We start from the raw sequence: 16641 nt of genomic DNA, 5'->3' as shown, positions 1-16641 counted from the left end.
AACAGGTCAGACCGCCTCTCGCAGGTTGTCTGACCTGCTCGGTTTTTGGCCGCGCATAGATACCCGTTATCGTTGTGCGGTATGCCTGCATCCGGATGATCGGATGGCGGGCGGAACACTCTCACTAGGACCCGGAGAGAGCAATGCCTCCCAAGAAGAAGAAGGTCACGGGGCTTATCAAGCTCCAGATCCAGGCCGGTGCGGCCAACCCGGCTCCGCCGGTCGGCCCCGCACTGGGTCAGCACGGCGTCAACATCATGGAGTTCTGCAAGGCCTACAACGCCGCGACCGAGTCGCAGCGTGGCATGGTCGTGCCGGTGGAGATCACGGTCTACGAGGACCGTTCCTTCACCTTCATCACCAAGACTCCGCCGGCCGCCAAGCTGATCCTCAAGGCCGCGGGTGTGGACAAGGGCTCCGGCGAGCCGCACAAGACCAAGGTCGCCAAGCTGACGGCTGCCCAGGTCCGCGAGATCGCCACGACCAAGCTCCCCGACCTGAACGCCAATGACCTCGACGCCGCGTCGAAGATCATTGCCGGCACCGCCCGTTCCATGGGCATCACGGTCGAGGGCTGACAGCCCCCTCGTAGGCCTCAGTGGTAGGACCAAGCGCTGGTCCGCACCACGACTCCACGCTCAACACATCAGGAGCAGAAGTGAAGCGCAGCAAGACTCTCCGCGCTGCGGACGCCAAGATCGACCGGGAGCGCAACTACGCCCCGCTCGAGGCGATCCGTATCGCCAAGGACACCGCAGCCACCAAGTTCGACGGCACCGTCGAGGTCGCCTTCCGTCTGGGCGTTGACCCGCGTAAGGCCGACCAGATGGTCCGTGGCACCGTCAACCTTCCGCACGGCACCGGCAAGACCGCCCGGGTCCTGGTCTTCGCGACCGGTGACCGTGCTGCGGCCGCGGAAGCCGCGGGCGCCGACATCGTCGGCTCCGACGAACTGATCGACGAGATCTCCAAGGGCAACCGCCTGAACGAGTTCGACGCGGTCGTCGCCACCCCGGACCTCATGGGCAAGGTCGGCCGCCTCGGCCGCGTGCTCGGTCCGCGTGGTCTGATGCCGAACCCGAAGACCGGCACCGTCACGATGGACGTCGCCAAGGCCGTCACCGAGATCAAGGGCGGCAAGATCGAGTTCCGCGTCGACAAGCACTCGAACCTGCACTTCATCATCGGCAAGGTCTCCTTCGACGAGACGAAGCTGGTCGAGAACTACGCGGCCGCGCTGGACGAGATCCTTCGTCTGAAGCCGTCCGCCGCGAAGGGCCGCTACATCAAGAAGGCGACCCTGACCACGACGATGGGCCCCGGCATCCCGCTGGACTCCAACCGCACCCGCAACCTCCTCGTCGAGGAGGACCCGGCCGCGGTCTGAGACCAATGGCCAGGGCGGCCCTGACGGGCTCGCGTGCTGTGACCGGCCCCCGCCGCTCCTCGGAGCGGCGGGGGCCGGTCTATTTCATTCCTGGGTGTCGGCGGGGTGGGCTACGGTTCAAAGGATCGTACGAACCAAGGGGTGGGAAGATGATCATGTCCGTATGGGGGCGGCGCGCAGGCGTCTCGCTGACGGCCGTCGCGCTGGTCGCCGGTGTGGCGGGGTGCCAGAGCGCCGAGAAGAGGGCCGCGGAGGCCCCGTCGGCGAAGCCGCCGACCCAGTCCCGCACGGCGGTGACGCAGACGCTCACGGCGGCCTACGAGAAGACCGCTGCCGCCAAGTCCGCCAAGGTGCGGATGACCCTCTCGATGCCGGCGGCCGCGGGCGGCGGCGGCAGCATGGAGATCACGGGGACCGTGGGCTGGGACCCCGCGGCGATGGACGTGACCATCAAGGGCGACGCGTTCCCGGCGGCCGCGCCGGACGCGCCCGAGCAGATCCGCATGGTGATGCTGGACGAGGTCATGTACATGGACATGGGTGCGAAGGCGCCCATCGACATGGACGGCAAGCGCTGGATGAAGATGGACCTCGGCGCCATGGCCGCGCTGTCCGGCGACGAGGGCCTCCAGGAGCCGCTGACCGGCGGACTGGACGAGCTGAACCAGGATCCGGCCCAGCAGCTCGCGCTGCTCCTCCAGTCGCCGAATCTCAAGCACATCGGCCCTCAGCAGATCGACGGCGTGGACACCCAGCACTACAAGGGCTCGCTCACCGTCGCCGAGATGCTCGAGGCGAACAAGTCGTTCGACGTCCTCACTCCCGGGGAGCGCAAGGAGTTGCTGGCCGGCATCGAGGAGTCCGGCATCGAGGGCTACGACACCGAGGTCTGGGTCAACGAGGACGGCTATCCGGTGCGGATGGACGTCGGCATCGACAGCCCCGTGGGCACCGTCGAGATGGTGGCGAACTACTCGGACTACGGAGTGAAGTCCGAGGTCAAGGCGCCGCCGGCGAGCGAGACGTTCGACTTCACGAAGATGCTGGAGGGCCTCGGCGAGGAGTTCGGCGCCGGCGGCACGGACGACGGGACGGGGAGCGCGGACGGCGTCGGCGCCGCCTGACGAATGCTGCGGATGACCCGATTTGCCTGAGCGGGACCTGCTCCCGTACCCTTCCGAGGAAGCCAAAGACCGCTGGTCGTTGCCGTGCTCTCCTTCGAGGGTCCGGTGGCCGAAGGATCCGCTCAGTAGCGGACGACCCGCGCAGGTGCCTTGAGGACAAGCTCCCGGAAGTCATTCCGGTCGAGCTGAGCCCCGTGCGCCTGCGCCGGGGCGTTTCGTTTTGTTCGGCACCTTCTGAGCGGTCCTCATCACCCGGAAGGAGGCCGACGCTCATGGCAAGGCCCGACAAGGCTGCCGCGGTGGCCGAGCTGACGGAGTCGTTCCGCAGCTCGAACGCCGCCGTGCTGACCGAGTACCGGGGTCTCACCGTGGCTCAGCTCAAGGAGCTGCGCCGTTCGCTCGGTGAGAACGCCCAGTACGCCGTGGTGAAGAACACGCTGACCAAGATCGCGGCCAATGAGGCCGGGATCAACTCGCTCGACGACCACTTCACTGGTCCGACGGCGGTTGCCTTCATCACCGGTGACCCGGTGGAGTCGGCGAAGGGTCTTCGTGACTTCGCCAAGGACAACCCGAACCTGATCATCAAGGGCGGTGTCCTTGATGGCAAGGCGCTGTCCGCCGATGAGATCAAGAAGCTCGCGGACCTCGAGTCCCGCGAGGTTCTGCTCGCCAAGCTGGCGGGTGCCATGAAGGGCAAGCAGTCCCAGGCTGCCGCGCTTTTCCAGGCGCTTCCCTCGAAGTTCGTCCGCACCGCGGAGGCGCTTCGTGCCAAGAAGGCCGAGCAGGGCGGTGCCGAGTAATTCGGCTCGCGCATTGACCGCCGCCTGAGGCAGCGGTCACAGCGGGCCGAACGTACGCCCGCCTCACATGTACACACGGCACCTGCCGAATGAGTGGAAGGACGCCATCATGGCGAAGCTGTCCCAGGACGACCTGCTTGCGCAGTTCGAGGAGATGACCCTCATCGAGCTCTCCGAGTTCGTGAAGGCCTTCGAGGAGAAGTTCGACGTCACCGCCGCCGCCCCGGTCGCCGTCGCCGCCGGTGGTGCCGCTGCCGCCCCGGCCGAGGCCGAGGCCGAGCAGGACGAGTTCGACGTCATCCTCACCGGCGCCGGTGAGAAGAAGATCCAGGTCATCAAGGTCGTGCGTGAGCTGACCTCGCTGGGCCTGAAGGAGGCCAAGGACCTCGTCGACGGCACCCCGAAGCCGGTCCTCGAGAAGGTCGCCAAGGACGCCGCGGAGAAGGCTGCCGAGTCCCTCAAGGCCGCCGGCGCCTCCGTCGAGGTCAAGTGACCCCAGGGAGTCTGCTGACTCCTCGCGTGTAACGCACGCACACCGAAGGGCGATCATCCAACTGGGTGGTCGCCCTTCGGCATACCCGCCGAGGCTGCCTTGCTCTTCGTCCTCCGGGGAGTATGGTGATCATCGCCGTGCGCCCCTCGCGGCGGCAGGCAGGACCCGGAGCAGCAGCTCAGGGGCGGGGGCCTTGACGAACCGCACGCAGCGCGCAATTCTCAGGACGCGTCGTCACACGGATCCTTGTTCCGAGGCATGGATCGGCGACCGAACGGGCAGTATCGAGGTGCGCCTCACGGCGCACAGGTTCGCAGCGGAGATGAGAACAACGAGGGATTCGAGGGTCTCCAAGACCCGCACTGGACATCAGTGTGCCAAGTGGCTACACTGACCCTTTGCGCTGCCTGTTAGCTGCCCTCTGCCCGTCACCAGGGGCATGCCCGTGATTGAGCATCGGATGAAGAACAGCCCCTAGCAGGGGTTTCTCCCTCCATGCACACCATGGGACCGGTACGCGCGTAGTGAGTCCGAGCCCTCGGAAGGACCCCCTCTTGGCCGCCTCGCGCAACGCCTCGACCGCGAATACGAACAACGGCGCCAGCACTGCACCGCTGCGCATCTCCTTTGCAAAGATCAAGGAGCCCCTCGAGGTTCCGAACCTCCTTGCGCTGCAGACCGAGAGCTTTGACTGGCTGCTCGGTAATGCCGCATGGAAGGCTCGTGTCGAGGCGGCTCTCGAAAGCGGACAGGACGTCCCCACCAAGTCCGGCCTGGAGGAGATCTTCGAGGAGATCTCCCCGATCGAGGACTTCTCCGGGTCGATGTCGCTGACCTTCCGCGACCACCGCTTCGAGCCCCCCAAGAACTCGATCGACGAGTGCAAGGAGCGCGACTTCACGTACGCGGCCCCGCTCTTCGTCACAGCCGAGTTCACCAACAACGAGACCGGCGAGATCAAGTCCCAGACGGTCTTCATGGGCGACTTCCCGCTCATGACCAACAAGGGCACCTTCGTCATCAACGGCACCGAGCGTGTCGTCGTGTCGCAGCTGGTCCGCTCGCCGGGTGTCTACTTCGACTCCAACATCGACAAGACGTCCGACAAGGACATCTTCACGGCCAAGATCATCCCGTCCCGGGGTGCCTGGCTCGAGATGGAGATCGACAAGCGCGACATGGTCGGTGTCCGCATCGACCGCAAGCGCAAGCAGTCCGTCACCGTCCTCCTGAAGGCTCTCGGCTGGACCACCGAGCAGATCCTCGAGGAGTTCGGCGAGTACGAGTCGATGCGCGCCACCCTGGAGAAGGACCACACCCAGGGCCAGGACGACGCGCTGCTCGACATCTACCGCAAGCTGCGTCCGGGCGAGCCCCCGACGCGCGAGGCCGCTCAGACGCTGCTCGAGAACCTCTACTTCAACCCGAAGCGCTACGACCTCGCCAAGGTCGGCCGCTACAAGGTGAACAAGAAGCTCGGCGCCGACGAGCCGCTGGACGCCGGCGTGCTCACGTCGGACGACGTCATCGCCACCATCAAGTACCTGGTCAAGCTGCACGCCGGCGAGACCGAGACGGTGGGCGAGTCCGGTACCCAGATCGTCGTCGAGACCGACGACATCGACCACTTCGGCAACCGTCGTCTGCGCAACGTCGGCGAGCTCATCCAGAACCAGGTCCGCACGGGTCTGGCTCGTATGGAGCGCGTCGTGCGTGAGCGGATGACGACCCAGGACGTCGAGGCGATCACGCCGCAGACCCTGATCAACATCCGGCCGGTCGTCGCCTCCATCAAGGAGTTCTTCGGCACCAGCCAGCTGTCGCAGTTCATGGACCAGAACAACCCGCTGTCGGGTCTGACCCACAAGCGCCGTCTGTCGGCGCTCGGCCCGGGTGGTCTCTCCCGTGAGCGGGCCGGCTTCGAGGTCCGTGACGTGCACCCGTCGCACTACGGCCGCATGTGCCCGATCGAGACCCCCGAAGGCCCGAACATCGGTCTGATCGGCTCGCTCGCGTCCTACGGCCGGGTCAACGCGTTCGGTTTCGTCGAGACCCCGTACCGCAAGGTCACCGACGGCCAGGTCACCGACGAGGTCGACTACCTGACCGCCGACGAGGAGGACCGGTTCGTCATCGCCCAGGCGAACGCGACCCTGAGCGACGAGCTCCGGTTCACCGAGGCCCGCGTTCTGGTCCGCCGCCGTGGCGGCGAGGTCGACTACGTCCCGCCGACCGAGGTCGACTACATGGACGTCTCGCCGCGCCAGATGGTGTCGGTGGCGACCGCCATGATCCCGTTCCTCGAGCACGACGACGCCAACCGTGCCCTCATGGGCGCCAACATGATGCGCCAGGCCGTTCCGCTCATCAAGGCGGAGGCGCCGCTCGTCGGCACCGGCATGGAGTACCGCTGCGCCACCGACGCCGGTGACGTCATCAAGGCGGAGAAGGACGGTGTCATCCAGGAGGTCTCGGCCGACTACGTCACCGTCACCAACGACGACGGCACGTACACCACGTACCGCATCGCGAAGTTCTCCCGCTCCAACCAGGGCACCTCGGTGAACCAGAAGGTCATCGTCTCCGAGGGCGACCGCGTCATCGAGGGCCAGGTCCTCGCCGACGGCCCCGCCACCGAGAACGGTGAGATGGCGCTCGGCAAGAACCTGCTCGTGGCGTTCATGCCGTGGGAGGGTCACAACTACGAGGACGCGATCATCCTGTCGCAGCGCCTCGTGCAGGACGACGTCCTCTCCTCGATCCACATCGAGGAGCACGAGGTCGACGCCCGTGACACCAAGCTCGGCCCCGAGGAGATCACCCGGGACATCCCGAACGTCTCCGAGGAGGTCCTCGCGGACCTCGACGAGCGCGGCATCATCCGTATCGGTGCCGAGGTCGTCGCCGGCGACATCCTGGTCGGCAAGGTCACGCCCAAGGGCGAGACCGAGCTGACTCCGGAGGAGCGCCTGCTCCGCGCGATCTTCGGTGAGAAGGCGCGCGAGGTCCGTGACACCTCGCTGAAGGTGCCGCACGGCGAGACCGGCAAGGTCATCGGTGTGCGCGTCTTCGACCGCGAGGAGGGCGACGAGCTTCCCCCGGGCGTCAACCAGCTGGTCCGCGTCTACGTGGCCCAGAAGCGCAAGATCACCGACGGTGACAAGCTCGCCGGCCGTCACGGCAACAAGGGCGTCATCTCGAAGATCCTGCCGATCGAGGACATGCCGTTCCTGGAGGACGGCACCCCGGTCGACATCATCCTCAACCCGCTGGGTGTCCCGTCCCGAATGAACCCGGGACAGGTCCTCGAGATCCACCTCGGCTGGCTCGCCAGCCAGGGCTGGAAGGTCGAGGGCAGCGAGGAGTGGATGCAGCGACTGCAGGTCATCGGCGCCGACGAGGTCGAGCCCGGCACCAACGTCGCCACCCCGGTCTTCGACGGCGCCCGCGAGGACGAGATCGCCGGCCTCTTCGAGGCCACGATCCCGAACCGCGACGGCAACCGGATGGTCCAGCCGTCCGGCAAGGCCAACCTGTTCGACGGCCGCTCCGGCGAGCCGTTCCCGGACCCGATCTCGGTCGGGTACATGTACATCCTCAAGCTCCACCACCTGGTCGACGACAAGCTGCACGCCCGTTCGACCGGTCCGTACTCGATGATCACCCAGCAGCCGCTGGGTGGTAAGGCCCAGTTCGGTGGCCAGCGGTTCGGAGAGATGGAGGTGTGGGCACTCGAGGCATACGGAGCGGCCTACGCCCTCCAGGAGCTGCTGACCATCAAGTCCGACGACGTGACCGGCCGCGTGAAGGTCTACGAGGCCATCGTCAAGGGCGAGAACATCCCCGAGCCCGGCATTCCCGAGTCCTTCAAGGTGCTCATCAAGGAAATGCAGTCGCTCTGCCTCAACGTGGAGGTGCTCTCCTCGGACGGCATGTCCATCGAGATGCGCGACACGGACGAGGACGTCTTCCGCGCCGCGGAGGAGCTCGGTATCGACCTGTCCCGGCGTGAGCCGAGCAGCGTCGAAGAGGTCTGACGGGCCTGGCGGGGGCTCCCCCACAGGAGCCCCCGCCATCCCCGGGACCGTTCAGACCATGATTGAGACACGACCCCGAAAGAGGGATTGACGCACAGTGCTCGACGTCAACTTCTTCGACGAGCTGCGGATCGGCCTGGCCACCGCGGACGACATCAGGACCTGGTCCCACGGCGAGGTCAAGAAGCCAGAGACCATCAACTACCGCACCCTCAAGCCCGAGAAGGACGGACTCTTCTGCGAGAAGATCTTCGGTCCGACCCGGGACTGGGAGTGCTACTGCGGCAAGTACAAGCGTGTCCGCTTCAAGGGCATCATCTGTGAGCGGTGTGGCGTCGAAGTCACCCGTGCCAAGGTGCGCCGTGAGCGGATGGGCCACATCGAGCTCGCCGCTCCCGTCACCCACATCTGGTACTTCAAGGGCGTCCCGTCGCGCCTCGGCTACCTGCTGGACCTGGCGCCCAAGGACCTCGAGAAGGTCATCTACTTCGCCGCGTACATGATCACGTTCGTGGACGAGGAGCGCCGCACGCGCGATCTGCCGTCGCTGGAGGCCCACGTCTCCGTCGAGCGCCAGCAGGTCGAGAACCGCCGCGACGCCGACCTCGAGGCCCGCGCCAAGAAGCTCGAGACGGACCTCGCCGAGCTCGAGGCCGAGGGTGCCAAGGCCGACGTGCGCCGCAAGGTGCGCGAGGGCGCCGAGCGCGAGATGAAGCAGCTGCGCGACCGCGCCCAGCGCGAGATCGACCGTCTCGACGAGGTGTGGAACCGCTTCAAGAACCTCAAGGTCCAGGACCTCGAGGGCGACGAGCTGCTCTACCGCGAGCTGCGTGACCGCTTCGGCACGTACTTCGACGGCTCGATGGGTGCCGCGGCGCTGCAGAAGCGCCTGGAGTCCTTCGACCTCGACGAGGAGGCCGAGCGCCTCCGCGAGATCATCCGCACCGGCAAGGGCCAGAAGAAGACCCGTGCGCTCAAGCGCCTCAAGGTCGTCTCCGCGTTCCTGCAGACGTCCAACAGCCCCAAGGGCATGGTGCTCGACTGCGTGCCGGTCATCCCGCCGGACCTGCGTCCGATGGTGCAGCTGGACGGTGGCCGCTTCGCGACCTCCGACCTGAACGACCTGTACCGCCGGGTGATCAACCGCAACAACCGTCTGAAGCGGCTTCTCGACCTCGGCGCGCCCGAGATCATCGTGAACAACGAGAAGCGGATGCTCCAGGAGGCGGTCGACGCCCTCTTCGACAACGGCCGTCGTGGCCGCCCGGTCACGGGCCCCGGCAACCGTCCGCTGAAGTCGCTGTCCGACATGCTCAAGGGCAAGCAGGGCCGCTTCCGTCAGAACCTGCTCGGCAAGCGAGTCGACTACTCGGCGCGTTCCGTCATCGTCGTCGGCCCGCAGCTGAAGCTGCACCAGTGCGGTCTGCCCAAGGCCATGGCGCTGGAGCTCTTCAAGCCGTTCGTGATGAAGCGCCTGGTCGACCTGAACCACGCGCAGAACATCAAGTCGGCCAAGCGCATGGTCGAGCGTGGCCGCACCGTGGTGTACGACGTCCTCGAAGAGGTCATCGCAGAGCACCCGGTGCTGCTGAACCGTGCGCCCACGCTGCACCGCCTCGGCATCCAGGCCTTCGAGCCGCAGCTGGTCGAGGGCAAGGCCATCCAGATCCACCCGCTCGTCTGCACCGCGTTCAACGCGGACTTCGACGGTGACCAGATGGCCGTGCACCTGCCGCTCTCCGCGGAGGCGCAGGCCGAGGCCCGCATCCTGATGCTGTCCTCGAACAACATCCTCAAGCCGGCCGACGGCCGTCCGGTCACCATGCCGACCCAGGACATGGTGCTGGGCCTCTTCTTCCTGACCACGGACGAGGAGGAGCGCAAGGTCATCGGTGAGGGCCGCTCCTTCGGTTCCACCGCTGAGGCGATCATGGCGTTCGACGCCCGGGAGCTCTCGCTCCAGGCGAAGATCGACATCCGCTTCCCGGTCGGCACCATCCCGCCGCGCGGCTGGACGCCGCCGGCGCAGGAGGAGGGCGACGATTCCTTCGGCGAGGGCGTGTGGCAGCAGGGGGACTCGTTCCGTCTGCGCACCACCCTGGGCCGCGCGCTCTTCAACGAGCTGCTGCCCGAGGACTACCCGTTCGTCGACTACACGGTCGGCAAGAAGCAGCTCTCCGAGATCGTCAACGACCTCGCAGAGCGCTACCCCAAGGTCATCGTGGCGGCGACGCTGGACAACCTGAAGGCGGCCGGCTTCTACTGGGCGACCCGTTCCGGTGTCACCGTGGCCATCTCGGACATCGTGGTCCCCGACGCCAAGAAGGCGATCGTCAAGGGCTACGAGGACCTGGACGAGAAGGTCCAGAAGCAGTACGAGCGCGGTCTGATCACCAAGGAAGAGCGCACGCAGGAGCTCATCGCGATCTGGACCAAGGCGACCAACGAGGTCGCCGAGGCGATGAACGCGAACTTCCCGAAGACCAACCCGGTCTCCATGATGGTCAACTCGGGTGCTCGCGGAAACATGATGCAGATGCGTCAGATCGCCGGTATGCGCGGTCTGGTGTCGAACGCCAAGAACGAGACCATCCCGCGTCCGATCAAGGCGTCCTTCCGTGAGGGCCTGTCCGTGCTGGAGTACTTCATCTCCACGCACGGCGCCCGTAAGGGTCTGGCGGACACCGCCCTGCGTACCGCCGACTCGGGTTACCTGACCCGTCGTCTGGTGGACGTCTCGCAGGACGTCATCATCCGCGAGGAGGACTGCGGCACCGACCGCGGCCTCAAGCTCAAGATCGCGGAGCGTGGCGCCGACGGCAGCCTGCGCAAGACCGAGGACGTCGAGACCTCCGTCTACGCCCGGATGCTCGCCGAGGACGTCGTCGTCGAGGGCAAGGTCATCGCGCCGGCCAACGTCGACCTCGGTGACGTGCTCATCGACGCGCTGGTCGCGGCCGGCGTGGAGGAGGTCAAGACCCGCTCGGTCCTGACCTGTGAGTCCGCGGTCGGCACCTGTGCGTACTGCTACGGCCGTTCGCTCGCGACCGGCAAGCTGGTCGACATCGGTGAGGCGGTCGGCATCATCGCCGCCCAGTCCATCGGTGAGCCCGGCACGCAGCTGACGATGCGTACCTTCCACACCGGTGGTGTGGCCGGTGACGACATCACCCAGGGTCTGCCCCGTGTCGTCGAGCTCTTCGAGGCTCGTACGCCCAAGGGTGTCGCCCCGATCTCGGAGGCGGCCGGCCGCGTCCGTATCGAGGAGACCGAGAAGACCAAGAAGCTCGTCGTCACCCCGGACGACGGCAGCGACGAGACGCCGTTCCCGATCTCGAAGCGTGCCCGTCTCCTGGTCAACGAGGGCGACCACGTCGAGGTGGGCCAGAAGCTCACCGTGGGTGCCACCAACCCGCACGACGTGCTGCGGATCCTCGGTCAGCGCGCGGTCCAGGTCCACCTGGTCGGCGAAGTCCAGAAGGTCTACAACTCGCAGGGTGTGTCGATCCACGACAAGCACATCGAGATCATCATCCGGCAGATGCTCCGCCGAGTGACGATCATCGAGTCCGGCGACGCCGAGCTGCTGCCCGGCGAGCTGGTCGAGCGGTCGAAGTTCGAGACCGAGAACCGTCGTGTGGTCACCGAGGGCGGTCACCCCGCCTCCGGCCGTCCGCAGCTGATGGGTATCACCAAGGCCTCGCTGGCGACCGAGTCGTGGCTGTCGGCGGCGTCCTTCCAGGAGACGACCAGGGTTCTGACGGACGCGGCGATCAACGCCAAGTCCGACTCCCTGATCGGCCTCAAGGAGAACGTCATCATCGGTAAGCTCATCCCGGCCGGTACGGGTCTGTCCCGCTACCGCAACATCCGGGTCGAGCCGACCGAGGAGGCCAAGGCCGCGATGTACTCGGCCGTCGGCTACGACGACATCGACTACTCGCCGTTCGGCACGGGCTCCGGCCAGGCCGTTCCGCTGGAGGACTACGACTACGGTCCGTACAACCAGTAAGAGCGTGTGAAGAAGGGCGGTCACCCCACGGGATGGCCGCCCTTCGGCGTTCTCGGGCTGTCGTGCCCGGCGCCGTCAGGTCCCGGGTACGGTGGTCAGGGCCCAGGCGTCGGCGCCGTCTTCGTCGACAGCGACGATGCCCTGCAGGCCGAGCCGCAGCCGCGACCGCCCCTGGCCCTCGGCGATCAGCCGGCCGGCGCGGGGGTCCATTGCATGGGGCTCGCGGATCGCGAAGTCCCCGTCGCCCCGGTGCTCGAACGTGGCCATGCGGTGCCCGGCGCGGTTCAGCAGCACCTCAGAGGCGTCGCCGTGCACCGTGCCGTCGAGGGCGCGCGCCTGGCGGGCGGGGAGCAGGGCGGCCCGCCACGGTCCTTCCGTGATGATCTCGATGGTGACGGCGTCGTCGACGGCGGCCGGCGCGGGTACGCGGACCAGGGCCGGGCCGTGCTCCCGGGAGGCCAGCTTCACGGCCCGCCGGCCCCGGCGGCCGCCGACTTTCGCGCACACCAGGAAACCGCCGGGGGACGTCCCCTCGAAGGCCAGGAGGCACTTGCCCGTCCAGCCCTCCGGCCGGGGCATCCGCAGGGTGGCCGAGCCGCTGCCGTGGCTCCAGACCGCCGGGTCGTTCTCCGTCCGCCGGTCGTCGCCGCCGGCGGACAGCCGCTCCAGGGCCTGGTGCCCGCGGGCGAGGACCCGCGGCACGAGGCCCGGTTCCGCGTCTTTGGCCTCCTCGTAGACGTCGAGGGCGATCTGCCAGTCGGCCGCGTGGGCGCCGTCGGCCAGAGGGCGGCGCGCGAGCAGCTCCCCGTACCGGGTGACGGCCTGCTCGGCGGCCTGCTGCCCGGACAGGGGCCGCGCGGGCGGCAGCAGGGGTTGCGGTCCTGCTGCCGGGGCTCCCGCCCGCTCGCGCAGCCGGCGCAGATGGAGGGAGAGCGCGGTGCCGGAGCCGAGCAGCAGGGCGAACAGGAGCACCGGGGCGGCGGGCGCCAGGAGCCGGTGGTGGCGAGGGCGGCGGGAGGCGACGGGCGGGGGGTCATGGCGTCTCCCGGGGCTGGGGCTGTCCGAGGAGCGCGAGGTGGACCCTGCGCAGTGCCCGTGCTCCCACCGCGAGCACGGGTGGCACGTCCGCGGGCGGGAGAGCGTGGGCGAGGGCGAGCACGTCCACGACGACGGCGTAGTCGTCGACGACGGCCCGCGGTACGCCCGGCGCGCTCACGGCGGCCGCGTAGCCGCCTGCCACATCTGCGTATTCCATGATGGTCAGGCGCACGTCGACGGTGGTGTCGTCGAGGTCGTGGGCGGTTCGGGCTCGCTGGTCGGTCACGGCGGACCTCCTCGTACCGGACGGTTCGGCTCACCGCATTGTCCGGGCGCGCCGGTGCCCGGTTCAGGGGATGCCGGGGGCTGTCTTGGGCGCTTCGAGGTTGCCGACTTCCGGCAATCCGGCGCCGTTCCTCCGAGGCCGCGTCCGCCGCGGGACGGGGGTCCGAGGGCGGGTGACGGGTGCCCAGGTCGCGAGGGTCGTCCCGCGCGTGGGCATTTGTTTTGACCGGAGTCCATGCGGTAGGTACGCTCAGACCTTGTGCCTGGGGTGTGCCTGGGCTCGTGTGCGTGTCTTCAACCGCAACGCGAGTCAGATATCGGCCGCCGCAATCTGTGTTCCTTCCGCCTTGTCGGTGGAGGTCTGCAGTATTCGACACACCCGACCGCGTGGGTCGGAGATGTTCCAGGTTAGCTTCACTGACGGCACACAGAAACCGGAGAAGTAGTGCCTACGATCCAGCAGCTGGTCCGTAAGGGCCGGCAGGACAAGGTCGAGAAGAACAAGACGCCCGCGCTCGAGGGTTCCCCTCAGCGTCGTGGCGTCTGCACGCGTGTGTTCACGACCACCCCGAAGAAGCCGAACTCGGCCCTCCGTAAGGTCGCGCGTGTGCGTCTGACCTCCGGCATCGAGGTCACGGCCTACATCCCGGGTGAGGGACACAACCTGCAGGAGCACTCCATCGTGCTCGTGCGTGGTGGCCGTGTGAAGGACCTGCCGGGTGTTCGTTACAAGATCATCCGCGGTTCGCTCGACACCCAGGGTGTCAAGAACCGCAAGCAGGCCCGCAGCCGCTACGGCGCCAAGAAGGAGAAGTAAGAATGCCTCGTAAGGGCCCCGCCCCGAAGCGCCCGGTCATCATCGACCCGGTTTACGGTTCTCCTCTGGTGACCTCGCTCATCAACAAGATCCTGCTCAACGGCAAGCGTTCCACCGCCGAGCGGATCGTCTACGGCGCGATGGAGGGTCTTCGTGAGAAGACCGGCGCCGACCCGGTCATCACCCTCAAGCGTGCTCTCGAGAACGTGAAGCCGTCTCTCGAGGTCAAGTCCCGCCGTGTCGGTGGCGCCACCTACCAGGTGCCGATCGAGGTCAAGCCCGGTCGCGCCGCCACCCTCGCGCTGCGCTGGGTCGTGGGTTACTCCCGCGCCCGCCGTGAGAAGACCATGACCGAGCGCCTCATGAACGAACTGCTCGACGCCTCCAACGGCCTCGGCGCTTCGGTCAAGAAGCGTGAGGACACGCACAAGATGGCCGAGTCCAACAAGGCCTTCGCGCACTACCGCTGGTAGTCGCTACCCACATCGAGACCGAGAGAAGATTGAGCCTTATGGCCACCACTTCGCTTGACCTGGCCAAGGTCCGCAACATTGGGATCATGGCCCACATCGACGCGGGCAAGACGACGACCACCGAGCGCATCCTGTTCTACACCGGTGTGAGCTACAAGATCGGTGAGGTCCACGACGGCGCTGCCACGATGGACTGGATGGAGCAGGAGCAGGAGCGCGGCATCACGATCACGTCGGCCGCGACGACCTGTCACTGGCCGCTCGAGGACGTCGATCACACGATCAACATCATCGACACGCCGGGTCACGTGGACTTCACGGTCGAGGTGGAGCGTTCGCTCCGCGTCCTCGACGGTGCCGTAACCGTGTTCGACGGTGTCGCCGGTGTCGAGCCGCAGTCCGAGACCGTCTGGCGCCAGGCGGACCGCTACGGCGTCCCGCGCATCTGCTTCGTCAACAAGCTCGACCGCACCGGCGCCGAGTTCCACCGCTGCGTCGACATGATCGTGAACCGCCTCGGCGCGACCCCGATCGTGATGCAGCTGCCGATCGGTGCCGAGGCCGACTTCAAGGGCGTCGTCGACCTCGTTCGTATGAAGGCTCTTGTCTGGTCCGCCGAGGCCACCAAGGGCGAGATGTACGACACCGTCGACATCCCGGCCACGCACGCCGAGGCCGCCGAGGAGTGGCGCGGCAAGCTGGTCGAGACGGTCGCGGAGAACGACGAAGAGATCATGGAGCTGTACCTCGAGGGCCAGGAGCCCACCGAGGAGCAGCTGTACGCCGCGATCCGTCGTATCACCATCGCTTCCGGCAAGGGCGGCGACACCACGATCACCCCGGTGTTCTGTGGTACCGCCTTCAAGAACAAGGGCGTCCAGCCCCTGCTCGACGCCGTTGTGCGCTACCTCCCCTCCCCCCTGGACGTCGAGGCCATCGAGGGCCACGACGTGAAGGACCCGGAGACGGTCGTCTCGCGCAAGCCGTCGGAGAGCGAGCCGCTGTCGGCCCTCGCGTTCAAGATCGCGAGCGACCCGCACCTCGGCAAGCTCACCTTCATCCGGGTCTACTCGGGTCGCCTGGAGGCCGGCACCTCGGTGCTGAACTCCGTCAAGGGCAAGAGGGAGCGCATCGGCAAGATCTACCGCATGCACGCGAACAAGCGTGAGGAGATCGACGCGGTGGGCGCCGGCGACATCGTCGCCGTCATGGGCCTGAAGCAGACCACCACCGGTGAGACGCTGTGCGACGAGAAGAGCCCGGTGATCCTGGAGTCCATGGACTTCCCGGCGCCGGTCATTCAGGTCGCGATCGAGCCCAAGTCCAAGGGTGACCAGGAGAAGCTGGGTGTCGCCATCCAGCGGCTCGCGGAGGAGGACCCCTCCTTCCAGGTTCACTCGGACGAGGAGACCGGCCAGACCATCATCGGTGGTATGGGCGAGCTTCACCTCGACGTCCTCGTCGACCGTATGCGCCGCGAGTTCAAGGTCGAGGCGAACGTCGGCAAGCCGCAGGTCGCGTACCGTGAGACGATCCGCAAGACCGTCGAGCGCCACGACTACACGCACAAGAAGCAGACCGGTGGTACCGGTCAGTTCGCCAAGGTGCAGATCGCGATCGAGCCGATCGAGGGCGGCGACGCCTCGTACGAGTTCGTGAACAAGGTCACCGGTGGCCGTATCCCCAAGGAGTACATCCCTTCGGTGGACGCGGGCGCGCAGGAGGCCATGCAGTTCGGCATCCTGGCCGGCTACGAGATGACCGGCGTCCGCGTCATTCTTCTCGACGGTGGTTACCACGAGGTCGACTCCTCCGAGCTGGCCTTCAAGATCGCCGGTTCGCAGGCCTTCAAGGAGGCCGCGCGCAAGGCTTCGCCCGTACTGCTCGAGCCGATGATGTCCGTCGAGGTCACCACGCCCGAGGACTACATGGGTGAGGTCATCGGCGACATCAACTCCCGCCGTGGTCAGATTCAGGCCATGGAGGAGCGCCACGGCGCTCGCGTCGTGAAGGGCCTCGTGCCCCTCTCGGAGATGTTCGGCTACGTCGGAGACCTCCGCAGCAAGACCTCGGGTCGCGCAAGCTACTCGATGCAGTTCGACTCCTACGCCGAGGTTCCCAGGAACGTCGCCGAGGAGATCATCGCGAAGGCCAAGGGCGAGTAACTCACCC

General features: G+C 67.0%; 12 protein-coding genes. 10 read left to right on the top strand and 2 right to left on the bottom strand.

Features of this window, described 5'->3' with window-relative positions; translation table 11 throughout:
* Positions 1–143 precede the first annotated feature (143 nt).
* The 7 genes from rplK to ACWD01_RS12910 all read left to right on the top strand — a co-directional run bounded on the left by rplK (position 144) and on the right by ACWD01_RS12910 (position 11856).
* Positions 144–578, top strand: a complete 435-nt coding sequence (gene rplK / locus ACWD01_RS12940; protein ID WP_005313632.1) for a 50S ribosomal protein L11 — start codon at positions 144–146, stop codon at positions 576–578.
* 80 nt (positions 579–658) lie between these two features.
* A complete protein-coding gene (gene rplA / locus ACWD01_RS12935; protein ID WP_356898610.1) occupies positions 659–1387 on the top strand; it encodes a 50S ribosomal protein L1 in 729 nt (242 codons plus the stop codon).
* A gap of 149 nt (positions 1388–1536) precedes the next feature.
* Positions 1537–2511, top strand: a complete 975-nt coding sequence (locus tag ACWD01_RS12930) for a hypothetical protein (protein ID WP_451161009.1) — start codon at positions 1537–1539, stop codon at positions 2509–2511.
* Between the two features lie 272 nt (positions 2512–2783).
* On the top strand, positions 2784–3314 hold the full coding sequence (gene rplJ, locus ACWD01_RS12925) for a 50S ribosomal protein L10 (protein WP_005313626.1): 531 nt from the start codon (positions 2784–2786) through the stop codon (positions 3312–3314).
* A 109-nt stretch (positions 3315–3423) separates the two neighbouring features.
* A complete protein-coding gene (gene rplL / locus ACWD01_RS12920; RefSeq protein WP_005313624.1) occupies positions 3424–3807 on the top strand; it encodes a 50S ribosomal protein L7/L12 in 384 nt (127 codons plus the stop codon).
* A gap of 554 nt (positions 3808–4361) precedes the next feature.
* Entirely contained in the window at positions 4362–7844 is a 3483-nt protein-coding gene (gene rpoB / locus ACWD01_RS12915; RefSeq protein ID WP_356898608.1) for a DNA-directed RNA polymerase subunit beta, read from the top strand.
* Positions 7845–7941: 97 nt separating this feature from the next.
* On the top strand, positions 7942–11856 hold the full coding sequence (locus ACWD01_RS12910) for a DNA-directed RNA polymerase subunit beta' (RefSeq protein ID WP_451161006.1): 3915 nt from the start codon (positions 7942–7944) through the stop codon (positions 11854–11856).
* 75 nt (positions 11857–11931) lie between these two features.
* Here the strand turns inward: ACWD01_RS12910 and ACWD01_RS12905 are convergent, their stop codons facing one another.
* Both ACWD01_RS12905 and ACWD01_RS12900 read right to left on the bottom strand, forming a co-directional pair.
* Complete coding sequence (locus ACWD01_RS12905) at positions 11932–12828, bottom strand: hypothetical protein (protein WP_451161004.1); 897 nt, start codon at positions 12826–12828, stop codon at positions 11932–11934.
* 61 nt (positions 12829–12889) lie between these two features.
* Positions 12890–13180, bottom strand: coding sequence for a hypothetical protein (locus ACWD01_RS12900; RefSeq protein WP_451161002.1), 291 nt, complete (start codon positions 13178–13180; stop codon positions 12890–12892).
* Between the two features lie 444 nt (positions 13181–13624).
* On the opposite strand from ACWD01_RS12900, the gene rpsL reads away from it, so the two are divergent.
* From rpsL to fusA, 3 genes are read left to right on the top strand one after another with little or no spacing between them, the layout of a single operon-like run.
* On the top strand, positions 13625–13996 hold the full coding sequence (rpsL, locus tag ACWD01_RS12895) for a 30S ribosomal protein S12 (protein ID WP_003948652.1): 372 nt from the start codon (positions 13625–13627) through the stop codon (positions 13994–13996).
* 2 nt (positions 13997–13998) lie between these two features.
* Positions 13999–14469 (top strand): 30S ribosomal protein S7, encoded by a 471-nt coding sequence (gene rpsG, locus ACWD01_RS12890; RefSeq protein ID WP_147987673.1) that lies wholly within the window; start codon positions 13999–14001, stop codon positions 14467–14469.
* Between the two features lie 38 nt (positions 14470–14507).
* Entirely contained in the window at positions 14508–16634 is a 2127-nt protein-coding gene (gene fusA, locus ACWD01_RS12885) for an elongation factor G (protein WP_451160999.1), read from the top strand.
* Positions 16635–16641: the final 7 nt, after the last annotated feature.

The organism is Streptomyces sp. NPDC002835 (assembly GCF_053591995.1).
This window is presented reverse-complemented; position numbering and strand designations above follow the sequence as displayed.

Excerpts from the sequence above, each read along its gene's own strand:
- rplK (WP_005313632.1), top strand. The coding sequence starts at position 144 with ATGCCTCCCAAGAAGAAGAAGGTCACGGGGCTTATCAAGCTCCAGATC.
- ACWD01_RS12930 (WP_451161009.1), top strand. The coding sequence starts at position 1,537 with ATGATCATGTCCGTATGGGGGCGGCGCGCAGGCGTCTCGCTGACGGCC.
- rplJ (WP_005313626.1), top strand. The coding sequence starts at position 2,784 with ATGGCAAGGCCCGACAAGGCTGCCGCGGTGGCCGAGCTGACGGAGTCG.
- rplL (WP_005313624.1), top strand. The coding sequence starts at position 3,424 with ATGGCGAAGCTGTCCCAGGACGACCTGCTTGCGCAGTTCGAGGAGATG.
- rpsG (WP_147987673.1), top strand. The coding sequence starts at position 13,999 with ATGCCTCGTAAGGGCCCCGCCCCGAAGCGCCCGGTCATCATCGACCCG.
- fusA (WP_451160999.1), top strand. The coding sequence starts at position 14,508 with ATGGCCACCACTTCGCTTGACCTGGCCAAGGTCCGCAACATTGGGATC.